Origin of the sequence: Enterobacter cloacae complex sp. P27C, assembly GCF_014895705.1 — a bacterium.
Taxonomy (GTDB): Bacteria; Pseudomonadota; Gammaproteobacteria; order Enterobacterales; family Enterobacteriaceae; genus Enterobacter; species Enterobacter bugandensis.
In genome coordinates this window covers 37,312-63,202 of record NZ_JADBQB010000006.1, presented here as the reverse complement: position 1 = coordinate 63,202, position 25,891 = coordinate 37,312, and the positions used below count along the sequence as shown (strand labels likewise).

The 25,891-nt window shown below is 56.3% G+C and carries 21 protein-coding genes and 1 tRNA gene; 12 read left to right on the top strand and 10 right to left on the bottom strand.

Going from position 1 to position 25,891, the window contains the following annotated elements; translation table 11 throughout:
* Positions 1-5: 5 nt before the first annotated feature.
* From citE to IM291_RS13530, 5 genes are read right to left on the bottom strand one after another with little or no spacing between them, the layout of a single operon-like run.
* Positions 6-881: a citrate (pro-3S)-lyase subunit beta gene (gene citE / locus IM291_RS13550; protein WP_192987100.1), complete on the bottom strand. Its 876-nt coding sequence runs from the start codon at positions 879-881 to the stop codon at positions 6-8.
* Positions 878-1,171: a citrate lyase acyl carrier protein gene (gene citD, locus IM291_RS13545; RefSeq protein ID WP_192987099.1), complete on the bottom strand. Its 294-nt coding sequence runs from the start codon at positions 1,169-1,171 to the stop codon at positions 878-880. The genes citE and citD overlap by 4 nt, the downstream gene beginning before the upstream one ends.
* Positions 1,172-1,187: 16 nt before the next feature.
* Entirely contained in the window at positions 1,188-2,210 is a 1,023-nt protein-coding gene (gene citC, locus IM291_RS13540; protein WP_028014385.1) for a [citrate (pro-3S)-lyase] ligase, read from the bottom strand.
* A 10-nt stretch (positions 2,211-2,220) separates the two neighbouring features.
* Positions 2,221-3,084, bottom strand: coding sequence for a fumarylacetoacetate hydrolase family protein (locus IM291_RS13535; RefSeq protein ID WP_059355464.1), 864 nt, complete (start codon positions 3,082-3,084; stop codon positions 2,221-2,223).
* A gap of 17 nt (positions 3,085-3,101) precedes the next feature.
* A complete protein-coding gene (locus IM291_RS13530; protein ID WP_192987097.1) occupies positions 3,102-4,463 on the bottom strand; it encodes a 2-hydroxycarboxylate transporter family protein in 1,362 nt (453 codons plus the stop codon).
* Positions 4,464-4,808: 345 nt separating this feature from the next.
* Here IM291_RS13530 and IM291_RS13525 point away from each other — a divergent pair, with 345 nt between their 5' ends.
* Complete coding sequence (locus IM291_RS13525) at positions 4,809-6,434, top strand: sensor histidine kinase (protein WP_041908310.1); 1,626 nt, start codon at positions 4,809-4,811, stop codon at positions 6,432-6,434.
* Positions 6,424-7,116, top strand: a complete 693-nt coding sequence (locus IM291_RS13520) for a response regulator (RefSeq protein WP_047367414.1) — start codon at positions 6,424-6,426, stop codon at positions 7,114-7,116. Before IM291_RS13525 ends, IM291_RS13520 begins: the two co-directional genes overlap by 11 nt.
* 44 nt (positions 7,117-7,160) lie before the next feature.
* Here the strand turns inward: IM291_RS13520 and IM291_RS13515 are convergent, their stop codons facing one another.
* Positions 7,161-9,299, bottom strand: a complete 2,139-nt coding sequence (locus IM291_RS13515) for an ornithine decarboxylase (RefSeq protein WP_192987096.1) — start codon at positions 9,297-9,299, stop codon at positions 7,161-7,163.
* Positions 9,300-9,480: 181 nt separating this feature from the next.
* Between IM291_RS13515 and IM291_RS13510 the strand changes: the two genes are divergently transcribed.
* The 3 genes from IM291_RS13510 (at position 9,481) to IM291_RS13500 (ending at position 11,704) form a co-directional block, all read left to right on the top strand.
* Complete coding sequence (locus IM291_RS13510) at positions 9,481-10,194, top strand: DUF554 domain-containing protein (protein WP_028014391.1); 714 nt, start codon at positions 9,481-9,483, stop codon at positions 10,192-10,194.
* 95 nt (positions 10,195-10,289) lie between these two features.
* A tRNA-Phe gene (locus IM291_RS13505) sits at positions 10,290-10,365 on the top strand.
* Between the two features lie 520 nt (positions 10,366-10,885).
* The gene (locus IM291_RS13500; RefSeq protein WP_155026355.1) at positions 10,886-11,704 is read left to right on the top strand and encodes a DUF4225 domain-containing protein; all 819 of its coding nucleotides are present in this window, start codon (positions 10,886-10,888) and stop codon (positions 11,702-11,704) included.
* Here the strand turns inward: IM291_RS13500 and IM291_RS13495 are convergent.
* From IM291_RS13495 to IM291_RS13485, 3 genes are all read right to left on the bottom strand, one after another.
* Complete coding sequence (locus IM291_RS13495; RefSeq protein WP_045630641.1) at positions 11,682-12,008, bottom strand: hypothetical protein; 327 nt, start codon at positions 12,006-12,008, stop codon at positions 11,682-11,684. The two genes, IM291_RS13500 and IM291_RS13495, sit on opposite strands and share 23 nt — an antisense overlap.
* 404 nt (positions 12,009-12,412) lie before the next feature.
* Entirely contained in the window at positions 12,413-14,200 is a 1,788-nt protein-coding gene (locus IM291_RS13490; RefSeq protein WP_063155154.1) for a hybrid sensor histidine kinase/response regulator, read from the bottom strand.
* Entirely contained in the window at positions 14,197-14,829 is a 633-nt protein-coding gene (locus IM291_RS13485; protein ID WP_028014393.1) for a response regulator transcription factor, read from the bottom strand. Before IM291_RS13485 ends, IM291_RS13490 begins: the two co-directional genes overlap by 4 nt.
* A 175-nt stretch (positions 14,830-15,004) precedes the next feature.
* Here IM291_RS13485 and IM291_RS13480 point away from each other — a divergent pair, with 175 nt between their 5' ends.
* Positions 15,005-15,319, top strand: coding sequence for a lipoprotein (locus IM291_RS13480; RefSeq protein WP_028014394.1), 315 nt, complete (start codon positions 15,005-15,007; stop codon positions 15,317-15,319).
* A gap of 114 nt (positions 15,320-15,433) precedes the next feature.
* Positions 15,434-18,466 carry an autotransporter outer membrane beta-barrel domain-containing protein gene (locus tag IM291_RS13475; protein WP_192987094.1) on the top strand — a complete coding sequence of 1,011 codons (3,033 nt, stop codon included), beginning with the start codon at positions 15,434-15,436 and terminating at the stop codon, positions 18,464-18,466.
* Positions 18,467-18,527: 61 nt separating this feature from the next.
* On the opposite strand, the gene IM291_RS13470 is transcribed toward IM291_RS13475, so the two are convergent.
* On the bottom strand, positions 18,528-19,055 hold the full coding sequence (locus tag IM291_RS13470; RefSeq protein ID WP_045260784.1) for a helix-turn-helix domain-containing protein: 528 nt from the start codon (positions 19,053-19,055) through the stop codon (positions 18,528-18,530).
* Positions 19,056-19,334: 279 nt separating this feature from the next.
* Between IM291_RS13470 and IM291_RS13465 the strand changes: the two genes are divergently transcribed.
* From IM291_RS13465 to pgaD, 5 genes are all read left to right on the top strand, one after another.
* Positions 19,335-19,598 carry a hypothetical protein gene (locus IM291_RS13465; RefSeq protein WP_192971884.1) on the top strand — a complete coding sequence of 88 codons (264 nt, stop codon included), beginning with the start codon at positions 19,335-19,337 and terminating at the stop codon, positions 19,596-19,598.
* 129 nt (positions 19,599-19,727) lie between these two features.
* Positions 19,728-22,166 carry a poly-beta-1,6 N-acetyl-D-glucosamine export porin PgaA gene (pgaA, locus tag IM291_RS13460; RefSeq protein WP_192987093.1) on the top strand — a complete coding sequence of 813 codons (2,439 nt, stop codon included), beginning with the start codon at positions 19,728-19,730 and terminating at the stop codon, positions 22,164-22,166.
* 8 nt (positions 22,167-22,174) lie between these two features.
* Positions 22,175-24,112, top strand: a complete 1,938-nt coding sequence (gene pgaB, locus IM291_RS13455; protein ID WP_192987091.1) for a poly-beta-1,6-N-acetyl-D-glucosamine N-deacetylase PgaB — start codon at positions 22,175-22,177, stop codon at positions 24,110-24,112.
* Positions 24,105-25,436 carry a poly-beta-1,6-N-acetyl-D-glucosamine synthase gene (gene pgaC, locus IM291_RS13450; protein WP_069732704.1) on the top strand — a complete coding sequence of 444 codons (1,332 nt, stop codon included), beginning with the start codon at positions 24,105-24,107 and terminating at the stop codon, positions 25,434-25,436. Before pgaB ends, pgaC begins: the two co-directional genes overlap by 8 nt.
* Entirely contained in the window at positions 25,433-25,867 is a 435-nt protein-coding gene (gene pgaD / locus IM291_RS13445; protein WP_045260787.1) for a poly-beta-1,6-N-acetyl-D-glucosamine biosynthesis protein PgaD, read from the top strand. Before pgaC ends, pgaD begins: the two co-directional genes overlap by 4 nt.
* Positions 25,868-25,891: the final 24 nt, after the last annotated feature.

Below are 25,891 nucleotides of genomic sequence, written 5' to 3'. Positions count from 1 at the left end.
CATCCTTACCGACGCACGCCGGAAGCCGCCGCGCGCTCCAGCACCACCTGCGCGTGGTTAATAATCGGTGCATCCACCATTTTGCCGTTGAGCGACACCACGCCCAGGCCGTTACGCTCGCCCTCTTCTGCCGCTTCAATCACCCTTCTGGCGTGATCCACCTCTTCCTGCGTCGGGGCGTAGGCGTTGTGCAGCAGGTCAATCTGGCGCGGGTTAATCAGCGATTTGCCGTTAAAGCCCATCTTGCGGATCAGATCGACCTCGCGGAGGAACCCGGCCTCATCGTTAACGTCTGACCACACCACATCGAAGGCGTCGATACCCGCCGCGCGGGCGGCGTGCAGCACGGCGCAGCGGGCATAGAACAGCTCGGTGCCGTCGCCGCGCTCGGTCTGCATGTCCATCACGTAGTCAAAGGCGGCCAGCGCGATGCCGATGAGGCGCGGGGAGCTGCGGGCAATCGCCACGGCATTGATGACGCCAATGGCCGACTCAATCGCCGCCATCACGCGGGTGGAGCCGACCTCGCGGCCGCACTCGCGTTCGATGCGCTCAAGATGGCCTTCCAGCTCGTAGACGTCGTCCGGGGTGTCGGTTTTTGGCAGGCGGATCACGTCCACACCCGCGCGCACGGCGGCTTCCAGATCCAGCAGGCCAAACGGCGTGCTGAGCGGGTTAATGCGCACCACGGTTTCGATATCCTGATACATCGGGTGCTGTAGCGCGTGGAATACCAGCATGCGTGCGGTGTCCTTCTCACGCAGGGCGACGGCGTCCTCAAGGTCAAACATGACGGAGTCGGGGCGGTAGATAAACGCGGTGGAAAGCATGGCGGCGTTGGCGCCCGGCAGGAACAGCATACTGCGGCGGAGTTTGCTCATTTCAGCGCCTCCCAGTTGATGGCCTGTTCATCGGCGGCACGCATCATCGCGCTTTGCAGGCGGGCGCGAATAACACAGTCCAGCGCCCCTTTGTCTTCAATAATGATTAATCCCTGGCGCACGTTCATGGCGCGCAGCGTGTCGTTGACCACCTGGCGAATTTGCTCGCCAAACTGCTTAATCACTTCACTGTGGATGACAATCTCCAGCTCGCCGTGAGCGGGGGCGATTTTCACCATCAGGTCGCTGGACTCCTGCGTTCCGGCCAGCGCCTCCCTTACAATATTCATGATAATTTCCTGATAGTTATGCGACTTCCGCACTCGCACGATAGTGTGTTTCGAGATGCGCGAAGGTGGAGTCCGGGACGATCTCCCGGATCCGGGAAAACTGCTGTGTCTTGAGTAAACGGCGCACTTCGGACGCCGAAATGGCGTTGCCGGTGGCCTTGATGCGCGGCATCTCCACCACCTCGATATGCGAAGCCAGCAGATCGTGCAGCGTCTGGTTGTACTGGCGGGTGATGTCGCAAAACGGCTCCGAGCCGATGAAGCGGTGCGTGATGCCGAGCGCCGGGGCGATGAAGTCCCGGAAGATCAGCACGTCGATCTCGCTCCACGCCTGCTGCACTTTGCCGGTCTCCTTCAGGAAGTAGGCCGGGAAGGTGGCGCGGGAGATGATGTACTGCGAGCCTTCATGCACCACCACGTTCGGCAGATGGGCCACGCCTGCGCGCACCATCTCGAGACGCGCGCTGAACGGGAAGAACGAGGCGTCTTCACGCACCACGAACAGATGCAGGGCATCGCACCGCTGCGCCGCCTGCTCCACCAGATGGCGGTGGCCGAGGGTGAACGGATTGGCGTTCATCACTATCGCGCCAGTTTTCTCCCCGCCCTTTCGCATCCGGCTTAAGGTACGGCAGTAGCGCGCGATCCCCTGCGGGGTGTTCTCCATCAGCACTGCGTTGTTCCCGCTCTGGGCAATTGGCCAGAAGCCGCTGCGGGCAAAGCGCTCCCGGTTGCACGGACGGGTGCAGAGGAAGAGGTGAAAATGGCCGCGCTCCAGCGCCGCATTTTCCACCTCTGCCAGCAGCCGCGCGCTGAGGTTTTCCCCACGAAGCTGCTCGTTGACCGCCACGCATTTGATGACGTTGCCGGCAAGTCCTGCGCAACCCACCAGCTGCGCGCCGGACCAGGCTTCGACAAACAGCGTGATGTCGTTGTCCAGGCCAAGGCCGCTGTCTGCCAGCAGGTAGCGGATCTGGCTTAAGCGTTCCGGGTGTTTCGCCACCAGCGTCTGGCGAAAATCGATGGGTTGACTGTTCATGCCGCCTTTCTCAGTGTGCCGCCGCAAGCCCGACGGCTGGCGCTTCAACAATCACGTTGCTCAGATGACCGATATGCTCGATCTCCACCTCAATGCGATCGCCCTCTTTCATAAACAGCGGCGGGTTACGCTTTTTACCCACGCCGCCCGGGGAGCCGGTGATGATCACGTCGCCCGGGCTTAAGCGGGTAAAGGTGCTGATGTACTCGATGAGCTCCGCGACCTTGTGGATCATGCTGCTGGTGTTGTCCTCCTGCACCATGCGGCCGTTAAGCCAGGTGCGGATCGCCAGGCTGTGCGGGTCCGGGATCTCATCCGCCGTCGCCATCCAGGGGCCAAACGCCCCGGTCTGACGCCAGTTTTTACCGGCGGTGAACCAGGTGTGCTGCCAGTCGCGGGCGGAGCCGTCCATGTAGCAGCTGTAGCCCGCCACGTGGCGCAGGGCGTCATCGCGGCTGATGTTCTCCCCACCCTTACCGATGATCACCGCCAGCTCGCCTTCGTAGTCGAATTCGCTGGAGTGGCGCGGCTTCAGCACCGGCTCGTTGTGGCCGGTCTGTGAGTCCGGGAAGCGGACAAACAGCGTCGGAGCCGGGTTGTGCTGGTCAAACTCCTTGCGTTTGTCGGCGTAGTTCATGCCCACGCAGAGGATTTTTTCCGGCTGCACGATCACCGGTAAGAAGGTGATGGCGCTCAGCGGTACATCCACCGCGTCGTTCAGGTAACGGGTGGCCTGCGCCAGTCCGTTGCCCTGCAGCAGCGCTTTAAGGTCGCCGTAGCGGTCGCCAAGACGGCGGCCTAAATCAATCACGCCCTCGGCCTGAACGATGCCGTAGCTGCGTTTTCCCTGGTATAAAAAGCTTGCGAGTTTCATTGTTTTTTCCTGAATACTTAGACGAGGAAGTTGCCCAGAATCAGCAGTGAGACAGAGACGTTAATCGCCCCGCCGATACGGGTAGCAATCTGGGCGAACGGCATCAGGCTCATGCGGTTGCCTGCGGTCAGTATCGCCACGTCGCCGGTACCGCCCTGTCCGCTCTGACAGCAGGAGACGATGGCGACATCAATCGGGTGCATACCAATCTTTTTACCGACGAAGAACCCGGTCGCCACCAGCGCGGAGACGGTGCTGATAATCACCAGCAGGTTGCTGACGGTGAACGCCGCGACCAGCTCGTGCCACGGGGTGATGGCCACGCCAACGGCGAACAGGATTGGGTAGGTCACGGAAGTCTGGAAGAATTTGTACACCACCTGCGAACCCTCCAGCAGGCGCGGAGAAGCGCCGTTGCAGAGCTTCACCAGCACCGCCATAAACAGCATGCCAACGGGCGCAGGCAGGCCAATCAGCTTGTGGCCGAGCATGCCCAGCATATAGAGCAGCACCGCCAGCAGCGCGCCGGAGGCGATAGTCGTCACGTCCGCTTTACCGGAGAACGCAGGCTGAGAGACGGTGGCATCGGCATTCGCGCGGTTAGGCATCAGCTGGCCTTCGCCGGTCAGGTGCGGATAGCGTTTACCGAGCTGGTTCAGGCAGCCGGAGATGATGATTGCCGTCAGACCGCCGAGCATGACCATCGGCAGCACGCGGCCGAGCGCCACGCCCTGGTCCATGTGCAGCAGGGTGGCATAGCCGATGGAAAGCGGGATTGCCCCTTCCCCGACGCCGCCCGCCATGATTGGCAGGATGATAAAGAAGAAGATCTGGAACGGCTCAAGACCCAGCGCCAGGCCGACGCCCATCCCCACCAGCATGCCGACGATTTCGCCGCACAGCATCGGGAAGAAGATGCGCAGGAAGCCCTGAATCAGCACCGTGCGGTTCATGCTCATGATGCTGCCGACGATAATGCAGCAGATATAGAGGTAGAGAATGTTGGTGGATTTGTAGAATTTGGTCGTGGATTCCACCACCACGTCCGGCAGCAAACCGTAGTAGACCAGCGCGGAAGGGATAAAGGTGGCGCAAATCGCCGCCGCACCAAGCTTGCCGACAATCGGCAGGCGTTTGCCGAACTCACCGCAGGCAAAGCCGAAGAAGGCCAGCGTCGCCACCATCACCACGATATCGCTCGGCAGTTTTCCGCCCAGGCAATCAATCGCGATCAGCGCGCCCGCCAGAACGAACAGCGGCAGAGGAATAATCCCGATTTTCCAGGTATCCATAATATGCCACCACCGCTCCTTGAGGGATGGCCGCTGAATTTCAATCGGGTCGTGGGTAACAGAGAAAGAATCGTCAGTTGTGCTCATAATAAGCCCCTTAGTTATTTTGTGCGTTCAGCTTAGAGTCACAAAGGCCTACTTTATGTGAGGAATGGCATATTAAAAGCGAAGTTTTAATGGCAGCTATGGTTTTTATGGTTTCTTTTATTTAATGTGATTTATGCCTTATTTATTATCGTGGTTTTTATGGTTTCTTTTCTGAATTGAACCACCAAATAACATTTAACTTAGCAGCATGAAGATCATAAGCCTTCTGGACAAATCATTTACAGCCCTTGCTGTGCAAGGGATCACAAGTTTCCCGCAAAGCGGACATCCGCATGAAAAAAGATGATATATTGACGATCTTTGCCGCTACTTTGCGTGATAGTTATGAAAGTCTCTTTCCAGATTAAGCTGTTTATTTCGCTCGTTGCCTTTTTCTCAGTGCTTTTTGTGCTGCTGGGCGGATATTATTATGCCGATGTCGGAAAACAGCTTTATCAGGAAATGAGTGCGCGCGCTAAAATACAGGCGGAAGAGATTGCGCTTATTCCGTCATTGCGTACTGAAGTTGAACAAAAAGATATCAACGCCATTCATGATTTCATGCAGAAAATGGCCGCGCACAGCGACGCCAGCTTTATTGTCATTGGCGATAATACGGGACGGCATCTTTTTCACTCCGTCTTTGCCGACAGGGTGGGCACGACGCTGGTCGGCGGCGACAATGAAGCCGTATTGCAGGGGAAAAGCACGACAACCATACGTAAAGGCGGGTTAGGCATTTCACTGCGCAGTAAAGCGCCCATTTTCAACGACGCCGGGCAGGTGGTCGGCATTGTTTCAGTTGGCTATCTCACCAGCTACCTGGACACCATTACCGTCAGTAAAGTGGTCAATATCCTGATTGCCGCCGTGCTGCTGCTAATCGCCCTCTTTGTCTTCTCCTGGTTCTTTACCCGTAGTATTAAGAAGCAGATCTTCTCCCTGGAGCCACGAGAGATCGGCCTGCTGGTGCGCCAGCAAAAGGCGATGATGGAGTCCATCTACGAAGGCGTGATCGCCATTGATAACGAACGGCGCATAGAGGTGATCAACCAGGCGGCGCGCAAGCTGCTGGGCCTGAGCCAGCCAGCCCGGGAACTGCGCGGGCAACTGATAAGCCAGGTGATCGATCCGGTCCCGTTCTTCGACACGCAGACGATGCTGGCGAAAGATACCCATGACGAGATTTGCCGCTTTAACGATCTCACGGTGATTGCCAGCCGGGTACACATCATGCTTGAGGGGTCGCTGCAGGGCTGGGTGATCACCTTCCGCGATCGCAACGAGATCGACTCTCTCAGCAGCCAGCTCAGCCAGGTAAAACGCTACGTCGATAACCTGCGCATTATGCGTCATGAGCAGCTGAACCGGATGACCACCCTCTCCGGCCTGCTGCATATGGGCCGCTATGAAGAGGCCATTCGCTACATTCAGGCGCAGTCGGAGCATGCTCAGGAGCTGCTGGACTTTATCTCCTCCCGCTTTAGTTCCCCGACACTTTGCGGGCTGCTGCTGGGAAAAGCCGCCCGCGCGCGTGAGAAAGGCGTCGAGCTGAGTTTCGACCCGGCCTGTCGGCTGGACAAACCGTTCCTGCCGCTGGGAGAGCAAGAGCTGATTTCGATTATTGGCAACCTGCTGGATAACGCCATCGAAGCGACGCAGCGATCGCCGCTCCCGCATGCGCCAGTGGAAGTGCTGATAAAGCTCAGCGAGCAGGAGCTGATTATTGAAGTAGCCGACCAGGGCGTTGGCATTACCCCGGCGATCCGTGACCGGATATTTGAACGCGGCATCACCACCAAAACGCGGGGCGATCACGGGATTGGCCTGTATCTGATCGAAAGCTACGTCACGCAGGCTGGCGGCACAATAGAAGTTGCCGATAACATGCCGCACGGGACCATTTTCTCACTGTTTATCCCGGCCTCGGGAACCGTCCGGCAACTGGAAGATACCGACTATGCAACATGAACTTATCGACGTACTGATTGTTGAAGACGAGAACGAACTGGCACAGCTGCACGCGGAGCTTATCGGTAAACATCCGCGCCTGAGGCTGGTGGGGATTGCCGCGTCGTTGGCCGACGCGCAGCGACAGCTGGAGAGCAAACAGCCGAAGCTGATGCTGCTGGATAACTACCTGCCGGACGGCAAAGGCATCACGCTTATCAGCAACCCGATGCTGGCCCGCGCCAACTGCTCGGTGATTTTCATCACCGCCGCCAGCGATATGGACACCTGCAGCCAGGCCATCCGCAACGGCGCGTTCGACTACATCCTCAAACCCGTCTCCTGGAAGCGGCTCAGCCAGTCCCTGGAGCGGTTTGTGCAGTTTGCAGAACAACAGCGGGTCTGGAAGATTGTCGACCAGCAGAACGTGGATTCACTCTATCAGTTACAGGCGAAAAACTATCGTCTGGACAACGGCAGTAAGGGAATAGAGGAGAACACGCTAGCGCGGGTGCAAACGCTGTTTAACAGCAAGGCGGCGCACTGCTTTACGGTGGATGAGGTGGTGAGCGAGACGGGACTGAGTAAAACCACCACCCGACGCTATCTGGAACATTGCGTGGAGGTGGGTTTTCTGACGGTGGAGATGCTGTACGGGAAAATTGGGCATCCGAGGAGGATGTACCGCCGCGCAGAAGCCTGACGAAGTATTATAGGCCCGGTAAGCTTGTGCCACCGGGCCTACGTTCAGACATTCAATACGTACCCATACAGCCGCTTAATCCCGTCCGCATCCTTCTCGCTGTAAACGCCCTGCAACTCCGGCGAGAAGCCCGGCAGCATATTAATGCCCTCTTCCAGCGCCAGGAAATAACGCTGTACCGCCCCGCCCCAGACTTCTCCCGGCACCACGCACAGCACGCCTGGCGGGTACGGCAGCGCACCTTCGGCGGCAATGCGCCCTTCAGCGTCACGAATACGCACCAGCTCCACGTTCCCGCGAATGTACTCCTGGTTGGCATCCTGCGGGTTCATCACTACGGCGGGCAGGCTCTCCCGGCGGAACATCGCCTTCTGTAGATCCTTCACGTTAAAGCTGACGTAGAGATCGTGCATCTCCTGGCACAGTTGACGGATCGTGTAGTCGCGGTAACGCACCGGGTATTTTTGGTAGATGGTCGGCAGCACGTCGGCGAGCGGCGTGTCGTCTTCAATATGCTGCTCAAACTGCCCCAGCATCGCCACCAGCTGCGCCAGCTTCTCGCTGCTTTCGGCAGGCGTCAGCAGGAACAGGATCGAGTTGAGGTCGCACTTCTCCGGCACGATGCCGTTTTCGCGCAGGTAGTGGGCGAGAATGGTCGCCGGAATGCCGAAATCGGTATAGTGACCTGTTTCTGCATCAATGCCCGGCGTGGTCAGCAGCAGCTTGCACGGGTCGACGAAATACTGCTCGCTCGCATAGCCATCAAACCCGTGCCATTTGGCCCCCGGCTCGAAGCTGAAGAAGCGACGCTCGCTCGCAATGACCTGAGTGGGGTGATCCTGCCATGGCCGCCCGGCCACCACCGGCGGGATAAACGGTTTAATCATATGGCAGTTGGCGATGATGGCCTTTCGCGCCTCAATGCCCAGCTCAACGCACTCCGCCCACAGCCTGCGCCCGCTCTCGCCCTCGTGAATTTTGGCGTTCACGTCCAGCGCCGCAAACAGCGGATAAAACGGGCTGGTGGAGGCGTGCAGCATAAACGCGTTGTTCAGCCGCTTGTGCGGACAGAAGCGCGCCTGACCGCGGATGTGGTTATCCTTTTTATGGATCTGCGACGTTTGCGAGAACCCGGCCTGCTGCTTGTGCACCGACTGGGTCACGAAAATGCCCGGATCGTTCTCGTTAAGCTCCAGCAAGAGCGGGGACGTTTCCGCCATCATCGGAATAAACTGCTCGTAGCCCACCCACGCGGAGTCAAAAAGGATGTAGTCACACAGATGGCCGATCTTGTCGATCACCTGGCGGGCGTTGTAGATCGTCCCGTCATAGGTGCCAAGCTGAATGATCGCCAGGCGGAACGGGCGGACCTCGTCGGCCTTTTCCGGCGCCGCCTCGCGGATCAGATCCCGCAGATACGCGTCATCAAAGCAGTGCTCGTCGATCCCGCCGATAAAGCCAAACGGATTGCGCGCCGCCTCAAGATACACCGGCGTGGCGCCCGCCTGGATCAGTGCGCCGTGGTGGTTAGATTTATGGTTGTTGCGGTCGAACAGCACCAGGTCACCGCGGGTCAGCAGCGCGTTGGTCACCACCTTGTTGGCCGCCGACGTGCCGTTCAGCACAAAGTAGGTTTTGTCCGCGTTGAATACTTTCGCCGCGAACTTTTGCGCGTGCTTGGCGGAGCCTTCATGGATCAGCAGATCGCCCAGCTTAACGTCGGCGTTGCACATGTCGGCGCGAAACACGTTCTCACCGAAGAAATCATAGAACTGTCGCCCTGCCGGGTGTTTTTTGAAAAAAGCCCCGTGCTGGTGGCCCGGACAGGCGAAGGTGCTGTTGCCCATCTCTACATACTGGCTCAGGGTATCGAAAAAAGGCGGCAGCAATTCCTCTTCGTAACGGCAGGCGGCGCTCTCCAGTTCCAGAAACTCCTGAGCTTTACCCGAGATAATTGCCGTGACGCCATCAGGCACCTCTCCAGGCTCTTGCGAGAACATAAACACCGGTAGCTGAAAGCCCGTACGCTTCAGCAACGCGAGAATGCCGCTGTAGCTTTCAACAACGCTAATGACGACTGCCGCCACATCGGTGAAATCGGTGTTATCCAGCGTCACCTTTTCACGGTGCGTAGAAACTTTGGATACCAGCTCATGGCTGACGGCAATTTTCATGGTTTTCATAAGCGCAAATACCCTCACCGAGCGGTGAGACAGGGAGGAGAAAATTCGCGCAATCATGTCACCTTTTATTTTCAGGCGCAAGAAGGAATCAGTATGCACGAAACCACCCAAAGCTAAGGCTCGCGCAGCCCTGACGTGCCATAATAATGCAATATCAATGAGTAAATAACAGGAGTTAACCGTGGTTATCGGGCCATTTATTAACGCCGGAGCCGTATTGCTGGGCGGCGTACTGGGCGCAGTGTTGAGTCAGCGGCTGCCGGAGCGTATCCGTTCATCCATGCCCTCTATATTCGGCCTGGCATCCTTAGGCATCGGCATCCTTTTAGTGATCAAATGCGCCAACCTGCCCGTCATGGTGCTGGCTACACTGCTCGGCGCACTGATTGGCGAGTTTTGCTATCTGGAAAAAGGCATCAATAGCGCGGTGGGCAAAGCCAAAAACCTGATTGCCCGACCGGGCAAGGCGAAACACGGCACGCACGAGTCGTTTATTCAGAACTACGTCGCCATCATTATTCTGTTTTGCGCAAGCGGCACCGGGATTTTCGGCTCGATGCAGGAAGGGATGACGGGCGACCCAAGCATATTGATTGCAAAAGCGTTTCTCGATTTCTTCACCGCCACCATTTTCGCCACCACACTCGGCGTTGCCGTTGCGGCGATTTGCGTGCCGATGCTGCTGATTCAACTCGCGCTTGCCACATGCGCCACCTTGATTCTCCCGCTGACCACGCCAGCGATGATGGCGGACTTCACCGCCGTCGGCGGCCTGCTGCTGCTGGCGACAGGCCTACGTATTTGCGGGATCAAAATGTTTGCCGTGGTGAATATGCTGCCCGCATTACTGCTCGCCATGCCGCTCTCTGCGCTCTGGACACACTTTTTCGCTTAAGATTGCGGCGAAATGGCGAGAGATTGCGCAGTCTGTAACGAAAACAACATTTTTCGTTGACGGCAACGGGCAGATCGGGTTTAATGCGCCCCGTTGCCCGGATAGCTCAGTCGGTAGAGCAGGGGATTGAAAATCCCCGTGTCCTTGGTTCGATTCCGAGTCCGGGCACCACTTATTTATAACCCTCGCTTCGGCGGGGGTTTTTGCTTTCTGAGTCAGCAACTTGTAGGTTTACCAGTAGTTACCCTCCTTATCTCTCCTCCGACCCCGCTTCCCGGTGGTACAACTGGCGTGTTTATCGCCTTTACCGCCACACAGAAGCAGAAAAACCTGACCTTCACCGATCTATTTGAGCATTACAAATGCACATATCAACTGGACAGAGCCCGACAGAGCGGCATCACGTATCCGTGATTACACCCCATCGGCTAACTGTTTTATTAGATTGATTGGTGGTAAATCCATCCGGGACATCCTGAAAAGTGACCTGTCGGCGTTCCGTACACTGCTGGAACAGTCCCAGGCTAACCGCAGTAAAGTAGGCCGAGGAACGAAGCTGTAAAAAGCGACTTCTACTTCAGACACCGTAACCACATTGCTACTATTTTGTGTGTGCGTTGGCACGCATGGCTGTCGAGGGGGCGTTTATCAGTCTAAGCAGAGGCCGGTAAAGCAATTGAGAGGAACTACAATGGATGCAGCATTACTTAACATGATGCGCTCAGGTGGAAGAAATAAAGCCTGGGCGGAAACGATGGTGAATATGGAAGCCAGGAAACTGGTAAATACAGCCAACACTCTGTCGGCTTTTCATCTCAGCGATAGTTTGACTCGAATGAAGTTTGTTCAGGAAATTCGGGACCTCATAGAAGAACAATTTACGTTAGCTCGTCGGGCTAAATCAGATGAAGAATGCATGGAATGCGTTAAAACTCTCAGAGAAGAAAACAGTAACCTGCTGGAACAAGCGCGTTTATTAAGAACGAAGGCAGCGAAGCTTTACGCTAAAGTCGAGTTTATCCGAGAGAATAACAAAATTGTTGGGTATGTGATCTCGGCTGTTAGTGTTGTCCTGGCCGGTGCTGAAATAGCCGCAGGATTTACCCTCATAGGCACTATGACCCCTCTCGGGGTTCTTGCTGGTGCGATTCTGGTTACTGACGGGGCAAACAGCATCAGTAAAGAAGTGGCTCGCTACGCAACTAACAACACTACCAGTGAAGGGCTGGTCGCGAATGCCGCGATGTCTACAGCTGAGTTTATGGGCTTTAGTCGTGAGAATGGGTTAGGTGTCTACAAATCAATTTCACTGGCCGCTAATGCGTACACCATTTTTGGCTTGTTACGGCGACCTGGTACCTGGCGACTGTTTCGTTATCTCCCTGCTGACTATTACCGAAAGGTGAGCACACTGAGCCGCCCGCAGCTTACAATGAAAATAGCGGGTTATGGCGTGAAAGCTAAGATTATTTTTGATCTGTTGTCCGTCAGCGACCCGTCCCAGAATTAGTCAGCATTTTACGATAACGCCAGGATTTGTAGCCAAGTTTTGCTGGCGTTATATACCAGATGAAAGGTAGTACAATCAATAACGTGAGTGCAAGTGTCAGGCTTGTATCCTTGGATGCAAGTAAAAGAGTTAAAGCCAGTATGATGAAGGCAATAATAGTTATCCACTTCATAGCCTTAAAACGATTGGCCAGATCATGAGTTACGCTATCAAACGAACCACCGTAATTTTCAATATTGTTTTTTAGCTTTTGAATATCTCGTTTGCTAAAACCTGATTTTAAAAGTGCCTCTTCGCTGGTCATTCTGTTATCCGTCCCATAACTCACTGAAACCTGTGACGAAGTTTAACTTAATTTGGCGGATAAATCGCTACCTGGCGATATTCATCAAATTTATATATATCAACGAGTTGAAGATATCTTAGAGTATACGCTCGAAAACTGACATTATTGCCCACTGCGGAACTTCGCTGGTAGCAACTCTAATGACTCCTTCGGGGCCGTTTCCAACATCTTCCGCCCTGCCTGGTAGAAGCAACATGCAGATCACCACAGGAGGCTGAATCATGCACGATGAAATCATTAATCAGGCCCGCGAAATCCTCCCTCAGCGGCTCAACCATACCGACACATTGGCATCACAGCAGGACACCGCGTACTATCTGGCCCAACAGTGAAGCGCAACGCTGCTGCTGTTATCTATTCCCCTATCCACGACACCCTGACCACTGCGTCAGCAGCGCATGCAGTTTAGCCGGCTCCAGAGGTTTGCGCAGCACCAGATACCCTTCCTGCTCCGCCTCCAGCAGAACCGGCGAATTAAATTCGCCGCTGACCATCGCGCCGCTCATGTCCGGCAGACGTTCAAAAAGCGCTTTCAGGATGTCGAAGCCGCTTTCGCCGGATCGCAGGCGCTGGTCGCACAGCACGGCGAACGGGGTGAAGCCATCGTCGATGATGGCGAACGCTTCTTCAGCGGAGGCCGCGCAGCGCACCTTGATTCCCCAAACGCTCATCAGGCTCTCCCAGGCTGACGTCACCAGCGGGTCGTCATCGACGACCAGGCAAGAACCGCGCAGCGGCGCATAGCGTACCGGCGCAGAAGCGTTGTTATCGGCGGGCGGGATGTCCGTCGCGATCTCTTCGCCAGCATATTGAGTGAAGCGCATCCAGAAGCGTGAGCCTTTACCTTCTATGGATTGCATCCCGTACTTCACCTTCATCAGCCTGGCACAGCGGGCAACCACGGCGAGGCCCAGCCCGTGTCCGGCGCTGTCGATCTTCCAGGCCAGTTCGGGGCGGTAGTAAGGGGAGAAGATTTTTCCTTTCTCGTCATCAGCGATACCGACACCCGTGTCCCACACCTCCACCAGGCACTCGTCACCGCGCGGTCGGATGGCAACCAGCACGCCGCCCTGCTGCGTGTAGCGAAGGGCGTTTTGAATCAGGTTAATCAGCGATTGTCGCACCAGCAGCGGGTCGCCCATCACGTGGATGCGGCGTTTGGGCCGACGGGTGGACAGCCTAAGTGCACGGCTGTTGGCCTCTTCGCGAAACAGCGTGATCACCGAGTCGAGCAGAGCGCCGATGTCCACTTTGGTAGGGGCAGTGAGCACTTTTCCGGATTCTATCTTGCTGAGGTCGAGCAGAGAATTGAACATCAAATGCACCGAGCGAACGCTCTGCTGCAGGTCAAGCAGCTGGGGCGTCAGGCTGTCGTCCCGGTTTCGGTGGATAATCGCTTCGATCAGAAAGCCCATGGCGTGTACCGGCTGACGCAGGTCGTGGCTGGCTGTCGTCAGGAACTGATTTTTATCCAGCAGCGCCTGCTCCGCTTCCTCTTTGGCCTGGCGAAACTGTTCTGCCAGGCGCGAGCTTTTTTCCTCAAGCAGCGCTTGCTGAATAAAGTACGCGTGCGACGTTAACGCATGGCGGTAAATGGCGAAGCCGTACAGCAGGTTCAGCATCAGCACAATGAATATCAGCTCGTCCAGCCGCCAGATGATGCCGATATTCAATACTCCCCAGGAGGCGAAGAAAAAACACGTAAAGGTGCTGATGACCGGCGTCAAATGCGTCGCATTGGCGGCGACGATGGCGGCAATACTGATATTAAGGAGCAGGAAAAAGTCAAAGTTCTGCGTCTGCGGAGTAATTAAATAGAGAGATGAAATCCCCAGCCCGTGAATAAAGGCGATCTTATTTATGCGCGGAAGCCAGCGGCGCAGGACGTCCTCTTCATCATGCTCTTTCACTTCGCGCTGGTAGCGTCGGTGCAATATGCGGATTGCCACGGCACATAGCAGGTAAATAATTATCCAGATAATGGTTGGGCCAAGTTCATCGCCCAGCAAATAGATCCAGATGGCAAAAGGAATACCGACAAATGGCACCGCGCTAAAGCTGAACACCAGCCGCAAAAAAGTGTTGTTTAGCAAACGGATCTGCGCGGGAGATGAGATACCATCTTTCTGTAAACTCTGGAAAAACCTCATTCCGATGATTCCCGCTTGCCATGCAGAAGCGTGATGGCTTCGACCCGGCTGTTAACGCCTATCTTTTTCAATATATTGCTGATGTGTTCTTTGACCGTGGGCTCAGAAATTGAAAGCTGCGCGGCGATTCGTTTATTTGGCAGGCCGCGCATAATCATATTTAAAACGTCTATTTGTCGCGGCGTTAAGTTAAATTTACTTAACTTCTCATTATTCGATTCAACGGGAAAATCGTTTCTCTCAGGAAACCAGGTCAGATTATCAAGGAGTGCACAAACGGCCCGTGAGAACATTTCAGGCGGTTCGCTTTTCAATACAAATCCGTGTCCCCCGGCGGCGTGAACTTTCTGCCAGATGTCATTATTGTCGTCCCCGCTGACCACCAGGAACCGTACCTGTGGGTAATGTTGTTTTACTTCTTTGAGTAATTTCAGTGCCGTTCCGGACGAAAGCCAAAAATCGATTACCAGCAAACGCGGCGGGCCATTATCCCTAATTTGACGGTAGCAATCTTCCTCATTCGTCACCACGCTCGCCTGCTTAAACTGGCAATGTGAAATCAGAAAATTAGCGATGCCGCTTGCTACCAATGGATGGTCATCAACGACCAACGCATAATTCTGCCCCAAAGGATCCTCCTTTTACCTTCGCATATCTGAGTGTACAGATGAATTATTATCTACCCACCCTACTTTAGGAGGGTTTTTTCGATTAGGAAAGGGAAATATATTATTCGCTGATTTGGGTAATTGAAAACATAAATACAATCAGTGAAATTAACTGATTGGATATCAAGGATAATTTATGAAAAAACCACTCATCTTTTTAAGCGTTACGTTGATGCTCGCCGGTTGTTCCACGCTAAAAACCGATCAGGCTATTCCACTCCTGCAGGCGGAGACCGCTAAAATGCTGGGGTTGGGCTCATCGGATGAAATAACCGTGACCAATGTTAATGGCGCCCAGCCGGACGCACTGGGAGGGCAAAAACTGTCTTATCGCGCTACGACGGAAAAAGGGCGTATTTTCGATTGCTCATCAATGATGATGCCGGGGATTTTAGGATCCGCCCCGACGCTCAGCGCACCAACCTGTACCCCTGTTGTCACGCATAAATAATTAACGGCAAATGAAAAGGCGTACATAAATAACGCCTTTTATATTTTCTGACGTATCTGAGTTTTCATAAAAACGATTTTCCAGACATCACGCTAATGAGTACGGAGATAGCCCGTGAATAACTCTACATCGCATGCTTTAGCGGTTAAGACGCCGCTTTCCAGACTTTACCTCGCTCTATTTTCCGCGCCACTGTTACTGCTTTCACCTGCCGATTTCGCGCGTGCAGCCGATGCCATTTTTGATGGCGAGGCGCGTATAACCGAAACGCTGGGTTACACCGGAGATGTTTACGTTGGACGTAATCAACCCGGAAACCTGCTGATTGATAATGGCAAAATCACCGCCTATAACATCAACATCGGTCGGCTGTTCGACGGCCAAATTTATGAAAGCGTGGTCACGGTCCGTGGGCCAAACGCTGAGCTTAACGCAGTGAACGATCAGTACGTCCTGCGCGGCGACCTGAATCTTGGCCTCGGCACCCTGCGAGTCGAAGAAGGCGCGCTGGCCAGCGCAAAAGAAATCGTTGTCGGCACCACCCGCGGCTACGACAGCCACCTTATCGCCACTGGCGCCGGCTCTCGCGTGACCAGTAATTTTCTCAGCGTAGGTACCGATCTGGGGGCACGCTCCACGCTGGCCATTGAAGACGGCGCGGCGCTCAGCACCGCCTACGATGCGCGCATCGGCAACGGTACCGGGCCGGGTGAAACCGACACGCTAAGCCCGAAAGCCACCGTCACGGGGAGCGGCTCACAGTGGAACGTTGGCCGTACGTTGACGCTTTATGGCGACCTGGACGTGCTGAACGGCGGTGCGGTTAACGTTGGCGGCGTACAGGTGGCGGGCGTCTCCGGGGCAGGTAAAACCGCCGAGCTGGTTATTGCGGGCAAAGACTCGCGCTTTACCAGCGGCAGCAGCGTGAGCGTGGGCGATTATGGCAATGGCGTGCTGTCGGTGATTGACGGCGGTTCATTTTCCGCTGGCAGCAATACGCTGATCGTGGGGACTTCGGGTTCCGGCTCGAACCGGGGTGCGCTCATTGTCGGCAGCCGCGGCAATATGGACACCGGAACGGGTTTAACTGAGCCAACGCTTGGCACAGCGGGCGGAGCGGGTACTCTTGATGCGAATACGGCAATCAGCCTGCGCGGCGGGCTGTTCGGCAGCTATGTCTACTTCAACCATACCGACGAAAATTACGTCTTCAGCAACAAGATGAGCGGCGAAGGTGAGGTGATCAATACTTCCGGGCAGACAACGCTGAATGGCGATCTTTCAGCCCTTCAGGCGAACGTGACCGCGCGCGGTGGCAAAGTCATTATCGCCAGCAACATCAACACCCAGCCAGAAGACGATATTTTTGATATTCAAACTCTTAGCGCCGAGAACGGCGGGACGCTGATCCTCAACGCGACGGCGGGATCCGACGTTAGCGACGGGCTGGGCTACAGCAGCGCCGCCTCAATCAAGGCCGGCGGAACGCTGGGAGGGAACGGCACGCTGGGCCAGACCGAGATCCTTTCCGGCGGGCATATCTCGCCCGGGGATGGCGATATCGGCACGCTGACGCTGAAACGTTATCTGAATTTTGTGGGTGACTCTTTCTATGATGTCGATATCGCCGGTGATGGCCGCAGCGACCAGCTGCTGGTCGCAGGCAAAACGACCATCAGCGATCGGGCTCAGGTACAGGTCACCGCGCTGGATCCGCAAACCAGCTACAAAACGGGCCAAAGCTACCGCATTTTAACCTCCGACGGGGGAATTGACGGTCAGTTCGCGGGGGCGGTGTCTAAATCCGCCTTCCTGGACGTGGCGCTCAACCAGAGCACCAACGCCGTCGATCTGACCATCGCGCAGAAAGAGACCGGCGGCGAGAATCCGGGAGGCGAAAACCCGGGAGGTGAAAATCCAGGAGGAGGAAACCCAGGCGGTGAGAACCCGGGCGGTGAGAACCCGGGCGGAGAGAACCCGGGCGGAGAGAACCCTGGCAGTGAGAATCCGGGCAGCGGCAAGCCGGGGATTTTCCAGACCGTCGCCAAAAGCAGCAACCAGTGGAATACCGCCGGCGCGCTCTCCACCCTGACGCAAAGCGGCCCGTCGCTGGCGCTATATAACTCGCTGCTGGTACTCAGCGCGCCGGAAGCGCGCGAGGCGTTCAACCAGCTGTCCGGTGAAGTTTATCCGTCAATGCAGTCCAACCTGATCGCCGGCAGCACGCAGGTGTTTAACGTCTTAAACCAGCGTATGCAGCGTGCGTTTGATAACGACAGCCTCCCGATACCACCGTTAGCGATGTCGCTGGTGCAGCAGCCGGAGCCGCAAAACAATGGCGTCTGGGGCCAGACCTTCAGCTCCTGGAGCCGAAACGACGGCGACGGTAACGTGGGCAAACTGGACGGCAACACCACCGGCTTCCTGCTGGGGGCAGATCGCAAGCTGGCGGATCATAACGTGCGTGTCGGCGGCTACTTCGGCTACAGCCGCGGTGATTACGACGTCGACAGCCGTCGTTCCTCAACGGATACCGATAACTACCACCTTGGCCTGTATGCGGCGGGTCAACAGGATGCGTTCTCCCTTCGCGGCGCGCTGGGTTACACCTGGCACAAGATCGAAGGCGAGCGCAGCGTTGATTTCAGCGGCTTCTCGGATCGGCTGAAGTCGGATTACGACGCCAACTCGCTGCTGGCATTCACCGAAGCGGGCTACCGCTTCGGCCAGCCTGATATGAATATCGAGCCGTTCGTCAATTTATCGTACATTCGACTGCATACCGACAGCTTCAGGGAAGACGGCGGTGCCGCCGCGCTGAGCGTGCGTAACGAAACGATGAATACCTTTTACTCCACCCTCGGGGTGCGCGGTGTGACCGAGCTGCCAAAGAACGTGAACCTCTACGGTTCGTTGGGCTGGCAGCACGCCTATGGCGATAAGAATACCTCTTCGCGCATGGCATTTGCGGGCAGCGACGCGTTCATTACTCAGGGGCAGGCCGTGGATGAGGACGTGATGGTGGGTGATATCGGCGTGAGCGTACAGCTGTCACGTGCTGCGACGCTGGATGTGGGTTATCAGGGGCAATATGGTGCGGATACCCGCGTCAACTCGGTTAACGCTAATCTGCGCTGGTCGTTCTGAATTATTTCCAGTAAAAGAACCCGCCCTTGTGGCGGGTTTTTGCTTTTAGGCTCTCAGGAATTCAGGGATCGTTCCCAACCGCATCCAGCAGTTTGTTTTTAAAGATAAACAAACACGCCTCGTTGAAGTTCTCCGCCCCCAGGCGTTCCGACAGCGCCGTCCGTTTGCGATAGAGGCTCTTCACTGACGTGTTCAGTTCATCGGCAATCGCTTCCATCGACATCCCTGCCCTCAACAACCGCAGCATGATCGCTTCGTGCGTGCCAAGCCGTAAGTTAAGCAGCCATTTAGTGGTCAGACGCCTGCCCTTCATATTGAGCACCAGGTTAAATAACGATGCCATATCCGGCGCCGTAAGCGACGTGTTCATAAACAACTTCATACTGAGTAGATTCTCCTCGCGATGTCGCATATCCAGCATAACGCAGCAGATCGTTTTTTTTGTTCTGGCCGGATGGCGTATCAGGTAATCATATAAACGGAGCGGAGAACGGCTATCAATCAACACAGAATATTCATCTGCACCGTTATCAAATATGTTTCTGTCAATCGAGTCGAGCAGGATAATATCCGGGAAAAATAGCCTCATCCCCCTGACAAGATAGCGATCCTGGGTCACTAACACTATTGAAGTTGCCACTAACCATCCCTTTTAGATTAAAGCAAGAACGCACCTTCAGAAAGAAGGCCGCCTTCGTTTTATAGCGCTGTAATATTAACGACAATATGTATTCTGGCGTTGAACATCCCTCAATACAGACATTGATGAGTAAGACTTCCTGTAGACTTTCATTCAATGGCTGGCGTTAATTATAAATAAAAAACAATCGCAGAAAAGTCACTTCGTTGAACATTAAGACTTTTTGTCATGAAACTTCCCAAACATGCACCAGAAAGTACTTTAATTGCTACAATAAAACCTCGCCAGGAATATAAACAAACTCAAAAAGAGATAAATAAAACACATCAATATCAAAGAGTTACAAATACGCATTCAATTCAAAATAATCACAAAAGACATCTCATTCCAGAATTATCCCAAAACTACCCCTCTGCTTTTCACCATATTTATCCGGCAACATATCAGGTGTACATTACCTTCCACCCAGTCCCCAAAGAGGAGGTTCCATAATTACCTTAAAGTAAGTACCCCAAACGTTACTGCATTCAGATTTAATGTTCTCATTAATGGCCTTTAACGCAGCGTTAAAAGGCGGCCGTGTTATGCAATGGATTCATGATAAACAAATGGCAAATAGATATGGAAAGATCGCTTCGCTTCAATACGTTATTCTTTTATCGCGCCCCAGGATTATTGTTTCTGCTATTTCTGTTTCCTGTTCTCGTTCAGGCAACGGAATCCGTTTATGAGCAACAGATTCAACAGGCACGTAACGGTAATTACACGCCGTTTCTCAATTATCTTCAGCGGTATCAGCAACAGCATGCTCTGACGCCCGAGCAAGTGGCGGACTGGTTACAGGTGGCTGCGTGGGCAGGTCGTAATGACGAGGTGATTCAGCTCTGGCAGCGCTATGGCATTTATATGCCGCTGCCCGCTCGCGGCGTTGCGGCTGTCGCGCAGGCCAGAAGAGATCAAAAAGCGTGGCAGCCTGCCTTATCACTGTGGAAAGAGGCGCGTAGCCTTGCGCCACATAATGACGATTATCGTATCGGCTATATCAAAACCCTGGCCGATGCCCGCATGGATACGCTCGCTCTGCAGGAAGCCCGCCAGCTGGTGACGGAGGATCCCTCTCCGGCGCATCTTCAGACGCTTTCGTACGTCTGGTTACGCCAGGGAAAAAGCTGGGATCGGCTTTTAGCGGACACGCGCGCGCTGACCCTCGCGCCGGAGAATAACGCGCTCCTTAGCGAGTTAATTGACGCGCTAACGGATAACCGGGTGAGCACTCCCGCGCTGATGCTGTCACAAAGGGTAACGCTGACCCCCGCGCAGCGCCGCCGTCTGGAGCTTAATGCCGCCGCAGAATGGGTTCGCCTTGCCGACGTGCCTGGCAGAACGGAAAAGGAGCGCCTGCAGCTGGCGCAAACGGCACTGAATCGTTACGACGCCCTGCTCTCACGCTGGCAACACGAACCGCAGGCAGCGGAAGACATCATCCTCGCCCGTATCGACAGGCTGGGTGCGCTGTACGCGCATGGCGATTACCCGCAGGTCATCCGTGAATATCAGTCGCTGACGGAGGCGCAGCATCCGGTGCCGGGCTGGGCCATAGGCTGGGCGATCTCCGCGTATCTGCAGGAGAAAAACGCCACTGCCGCCTTCTCGCTGCTGCAACGCTACCCGCAATACGCCGCCGATCCGCAGGACGAGGAGCATGCGCTTTTCTACGCCTGGCTGGACACGGGGCAGTATCAGGCCGCTCGCCAGTATGTAGAGCGCCAGACCCGCAGCGTTCCGTGGATCCGCTACGATTTCGGCTCGCCCACTCCGCAGCCCAACGATCGGTGGCTTACCGGGCAGTCGCTCAAATTTAACTATTTGCTCTCAACCAACGCCCTGCCGGATGCGGAGAAGCTGGCGCACCGTCTGGCAACAACGGCGCCGGGCAATCAGGGGCTGCAGATTGACTATGCCACCCTGCTTCAGGCGCGGGGCCAGCCGCGCGCGGCCGAGCAAACGTTAAAAAGGGCGGAGGCGCTGGAGCCATCTAATCTGGAGCTGGAACAGCAGCAGGCTTACGTCGCCATGGATCTGCAGGAGTGGCGCCAGATGGATTTACTGGCCGACGACGTGCTTGCCCGCGCGCCCGTTGCTCGCAGCGCCAGGCGTCTGGACAGGCTCAGAACGGTGCATCACATGTCCGAGCTGCGCCTTAACGCGAGCAAGGGCTTGCACTCCGATAACCCCATCAGCGGGACGCACGACCTGAACGGGGATGCCACGCTCTATGGTCCACCGGTAGCGGATAGCTGGCGGCTGTTTGCGGGTACCCGCTATGCGCAGGGTAATTTCGATGAAGGCAAAGGCACCAGCCGTCACCTCCTGGGCGGCGTCGAGTGGCGTCCTCGCGACCTTCAGCTCGAAGCCGAGGTATCCAGCAACCGCTATCACGGTGAAAACAAGCCAGGTGCTCGCCTCTCAACCACGTACTTTCTCAATGATAACTGGCAGTTCAGCGGCAGCCTTGAACGCTTATCCCGCACCGCGCCGCTACGGGCATTACGCAACGGGATTAGCGCCAACCGGGGTGAAGGCGGGATCCGCTGGTATCAAAACGAGCGCCGTGAGTACCAGTTCAGCGCCGCCGTCAGCCGCTTCTCAGACCATAATCGCCGACAGGAATACACCCTTACGGGTAAGGAGCGTCTCTGGCAGACCCCGACCCTGACGCTGGATCTTGAACCGGGGATCGCCGCCAGTAAAAACAGCCTGCGGGACACGCTCTATTACAACCCGGCGCGGGATCTGTCCGTGACGGCCGCCCTGTCCGTGGACCATGAGATGTACCGCCATTACGACACCCTCTGGAGCCAGCAGTTGGTGGCGGGAGGCGGCAGCTACTGGCAGAAAAACCAGTCCGTTGGCGCCATCGCCCTGCTGGGCTACGGGCAACGCATCCAGTGGAATAACGTCATTGATACCGGCGTGATGCTGAACTGGGATAAACGCCCTTACGACGGCAAACGCGAGAGCAACCTCTCCGTCACGCTTGATGCGACTTTACGCTTTTAAGGATGAATATGCTGAACACACGTTTTTCCGTGAGCCTGATCCTCATCGGCTGGCTCTGCCTCAGCGCGAGCGTTTGGGCGCAGGCGATCTCGTTCATTGCGCCCAGCGAGCGGCCGCAGCCGGAGGCGAGCAAACCCTGGCCGCAGAACCAGTTTCTGGTGCTGGCCTACCACGACGTCGAAGACGATGCCGCCGATCAGCGCTACCTCTCCGTGCGCACCAGCGCGCTAAACGAGCAGATTAGCTGGCTTCTGCACAACGGCTATCACGCCATCAGCGTGCAGGACATTCTGGACGCGCATGACGGCAAAAAATCGCTGCCGCCGAAAGCCGTTCTGCTCAGCTTTGACGACGGCTACAGCAGCTTCTACACCCGCGTCTGGCCGCTGCTTAAGGCCTGGAACGTGCCTGCGCTCTGGGCGCCGGTGGGCAGCTGGGTGGATACGCCAGCAAACCAGAAGGTGAACTTTGGCGGCCTGATGACGCCCCGGGATCGCTTCGCGACCTGGGACATGGTGCGCGAGCTCAGCCAGTCTCCGCTGGTTGAGATCGGATCGCATACCTGGGCCTCGCATTACGGCATCGTCGCCAACCCGCAGGGCAGCCGGGAACCGGCCATCGCCAACCGCTTTTATGATAAAGCGACGGGGCGCTATGAAACTGACCAGCAGTTCAGCCAGCGGATCGGCGATGACGTCCGCAAGGTGACGGAGAAAATCGCGCAGGTGACGGGCAAAGCGCCGCGCGCCTGGGTTTGGCCTTACGGTGCCGCCAGCGGTACGTCACTCGCCATCGCCAGGCAGCAGGGTTATCAGCTGGCCTTTACCCTTGAGGACGGGCTGGGGAACGTGCAGGAGCTGGGCAACATCCCCCGTTTGCTGATCGCCGGCAACCCCTCGCTCAAAGCGTTTGCCAGTTCGGTCAGCCGGGTTCAGGAGCACGATCCCGTGCGCGTGATGCACGTCGATCTCGACTACGTCTACGATCCCGATCCGGCTCAGCAGACCCAAAACATCAACAGGCTGATCCAGCGGGTCTACGACATGAAAATCAGCCACGTCTTCCTGCAGGCGTTTGCCGACCCGCAGGGCGACGGCAGGATCAGGGCGCTCTATTTCCCCAACCGCCGGCTTCCGGTCCGGGCCGATCTCTTTAACTTCGTATCCTGGCAGCTGCAAACCCGCGCGGGGGTGAAGGTCTACGCGTGGATGCCGGTGCTCTCGTTCGATCTCGATCCTGCCCTGCCGCGCGTGCAGCGCCGGGACGATCGAACCGGCCAGCTGCGCGAGGCCAATGAGCCCTACATCAGGCTTTCACCGTGGGACCCGCAGGTTCGCCTGCAGGTGACGGAAATCTATGAAGATCTGGCCCGCTATGCCAGCTTCAACGGGATCCTGTTCCATGACGATGCGGTACTGACGGACGTTGACGCTGCCGGGCAGGACACGACGCGCCAGAAAAGCCGGAGGCTTATCGGATTTACCCGCGCTCTGAGCCAGGCGGTGAAGCACATCCGCGGCCCGCAGATAAAAACCGCGCGCAATATGTTCGTCCTTCCCATTCTGCAGCCCGAAAGCGAAGCGTGGTTTGCGCAGAATCTCGATGATTTTCTGGCGGCCTATGACTGGACGGTGCCCATGGCAATGCCGCTGATGGAGTCCGTTCCGGCGAACGAGAGCAATGCCTGGCTGACGCGTTTGATCAAGGCCGTCGCCGCGCGGCCCGGCGCGCTGGATAAAACCATTTTCGAGCTGCAGGCCAAAGACTGGGAGCAGAAGCCGCAGCGCGCCGTCTCCGACAGTCAGCTTGCGGCGTGGATGCGCGTCCTCCAGCTGAACGGCATCAAAAACTACGGCTACTACCCTGACGATTTCATCAATAACCAGCCTGATATCTCGCGCATCAGGCCCGTCTTTTCTTCCTACTGGTACCCTGACAATGACTGATCGCATAATCGCCTTTTCAATTTTGTGTCTGGTATTCGGGCTGCCGTTAGGGGTGGCCGCCCTCTTTACCGGCGAGCTGATTCTGGATTTTGTCTTTTTCTGGCCGCTGTTTATGTCCGTGCTCTGGGTCACCGGCGGCCTCTATTTCTGGTTTCAGCTTGAACGCCGCTGGTCGTGGGATAAAGACACGCCCGCCCCGACGCTCGCCGGCGAGCCGCTCATCTCAATTCTGATCCCCTGCTTCAATGAGGAAAGAAACGCCAGAGAGACCATCAGCGCCGCGCTGGCTCAGCGGTACGGGAATATCGAAGTGATCGCCATCAACGACGGCTCGTCTGATAACACCGCGCAGGTGCTGCAGCAGCTGGCGCTGGAGCAGCCGCGCCTGCGGGTGATTAACCTCGCGGAGAACCAGGGAAAAGCCGTGGCGCTCAAAGCCGGGGCGGCGGCGGCCCGGGGCGATCTGCTGGTCTGCATTGACGGCGACGCCCTGCTCGACCGCGACACCGCGGCCTATCTGGTCGCGCCGCTGATTCAGTATCCCCACGTCGGAGCGGTTACCGGGAACCCGCGCATTCGCACGCGCTCCACGCTGATTGGCCGCATTCAGGTTGGCGAGTTTTCGTCCATCATTGGGCTCATCAAGCGGACGCAGCGGATCTATGGTCGGGTCTTTACCGTCTCCGGCGTCATCGCCGCCTTTCGTCGGCAGGCGCTGGCGGACGTCGGGTACTGGAGCCCGGACATGATCACCGAAGACATCGACATCAGCTGGAAGCTCCAGCTGCGCCACTGGGATATCTTTTTCGAGCCGCGGGCGCTGTGCTGGATCCTGATGCCGGAGACGCTGAAGGGCCTGTGGAAGCAGCGTCTGCGCTGGGCACAGGGCGGCGCGGAGGTATTTCTGGTGAACCTGCGCAAGATGGTGCGCTGGGAGCATCACCGCATGTGGCCCCTGTTTCTGGAGTACGCGCTGTCAACGCTGTGGGCCTTCGCGTATGCGATAACGGTGCTGCTGTACATCATCAGCCACGTCGCGCCCATTCCCGCCAGGCTGACCGTTGAAACCCTGTTTCCCCCGGCGTTTACCGGGCTGCTGCTGGGCGTGATGTGCCTGCTGCAGTTCCTGGTCAGCTTGTACATCGAGCGGCGCTATGAGCGCAAGGTGGCAAGCTCGCTTTTCTGGGTGATTTGGTTCCCGATGGTCTACTGGATGATTGGTCTGTTCACCACCCTCGTCGCATTTCCAAAAGTCATGCTTAAACGTCAGCGCGCCCGCGCGCGCTGGATCAGTCCGGACAGGGGAAAAGGAAGCCTTCAATGAATGAAAATACCTTAATTTTGACTGAACATCGGTTGCTGCCACGACTTTTTGATGCCGCGTTAACCGTGGTGGCGTGGGGCGGGTTTCTGTTCTTCCTGTATGCCAGGCTGTGGATGCAGTTAACCGAGGAGAGCGACCACCGGTGGAGCGTGATTATTGCCTCCTTTAATACGGTGTTGATCTATTTGCTGTTCGCCGCACTCAACGGCTGGCTGCTGATTTTGTGGTATCAGTACAACCGCCGCCGCGCGAACGTAAGACGACGTCAGCCGGGCTTGTTGCATCATGACGAACTTGCCCGCAGCTTTAACGTCTCACCGCAGCTCATCTCGGAGATGAGCCAGCACAACCTGCTGACGGTTTATCATGACCAGATTGGACGCATCATCGAATTGAAAACCAGCGCGCAGCAGGACGAGGAAGCGCAGTAACAAAAAGCCCCCACAGAGAATACC

Coding starts and splice junctions, on each gene's coding strand:
- citE (WP_192987100.1), bottom strand. CDS start 881: ATGAGCAAACTCCGCCGCAGTATGCTGTTCCTGCCGGGCGCCAACGCC.
- citD (WP_192987099.1), bottom strand. CDS start 1,171: ATGAATATTGTAAGGGAGGCGCTGGCCGGAACGCAGGAGTCCAGCGAC.
- citC (WP_028014385.1), bottom strand. CDS start 2,210: ATGAACAGTCAACCCATCGATTTTCGCCAGACGCTGGTGGCGAAACAC.
- IM291_RS13535 (WP_059355464.1), bottom strand. CDS start 3,084: ATGAAACTCGCAAGCTTTTTATACCAGGGAAAACGCAGCTACGGCATC.
- IM291_RS13530 (WP_192987097.1), bottom strand. CDS start 4,463: ATGAGCACAACTGACGATTCTTTCTCTGTTACCCACGACCCGATTGAA.
- IM291_RS13525 (WP_041908310.1), top strand. CDS start 4,809: ATGAAAGTCTCTTTCCAGATTAAGCTGTTTATTTCGCTCGTTGCCTTT.
- IM291_RS13520 (WP_047367414.1), top strand. CDS start 6,424: ATGCAACATGAACTTATCGACGTACTGATTGTTGAAGACGAGAACGAA.
- IM291_RS13515 (WP_192987096.1), bottom strand. CDS start 9,299: ATGAAAACCATGAAAATTGCCGTCAGCCATGAGCTGGTATCCAAAGTT.
- IM291_RS13500 (WP_155026355.1), top strand. CDS start 10,886: ATGGATGCAGCATTACTTAACATGATGCGCTCAGGTGGAAGAAATAAA.
- IM291_RS13495 (WP_045630641.1), bottom strand. CDS start 12,008: ATGACCAGCGAAGAGGCACTTTTAAAATCAGGTTTTAGCAAACGAGAT.
- IM291_RS13490 (WP_063155154.1), bottom strand. CDS start 14,200: ATGAGGTTTTTCCAGAGTTTACAGAAAGATGGTATCTCATCTCCCGCG.
- IM291_RS13480 (WP_028014394.1), top strand. CDS start 15,005: ATGAAAAAACCACTCATCTTTTTAAGCGTTACGTTGATGCTCGCCGGT.
- IM291_RS13470 (WP_045260784.1), bottom strand. CDS start 19,055: ATGAGGCTATTTTTCCCGGATATTATCCTGCTCGACTCGATTGACAGA.
- IM291_RS13465 (WP_192971884.1), top strand. CDS start 19,335: ATGAAACTTCCCAAACATGCACCAGAAAGTACTTTAATTGCTACAATA.
- pgaA (WP_192987093.1), top strand. CDS start 19,728: ATGGAAAGATCGCTTCGCTTCAATACGTTATTCTTTTATCGCGCCCCA.
- pgaB (WP_192987091.1), top strand. CDS start 22,175: ATGCTGAACACACGTTTTTCCGTGAGCCTGATCCTCATCGGCTGGCTC.
- pgaC (WP_069732704.1), top strand. CDS start 24,105: ATGACTGATCGCATAATCGCCTTTTCAATTTTGTGTCTGGTATTCGGG.
- pgaD (WP_045260787.1), top strand. CDS start 25,433: ATGAATGAAAATACCTTAATTTTGACTGAACATCGGTTGCTGCCACGA.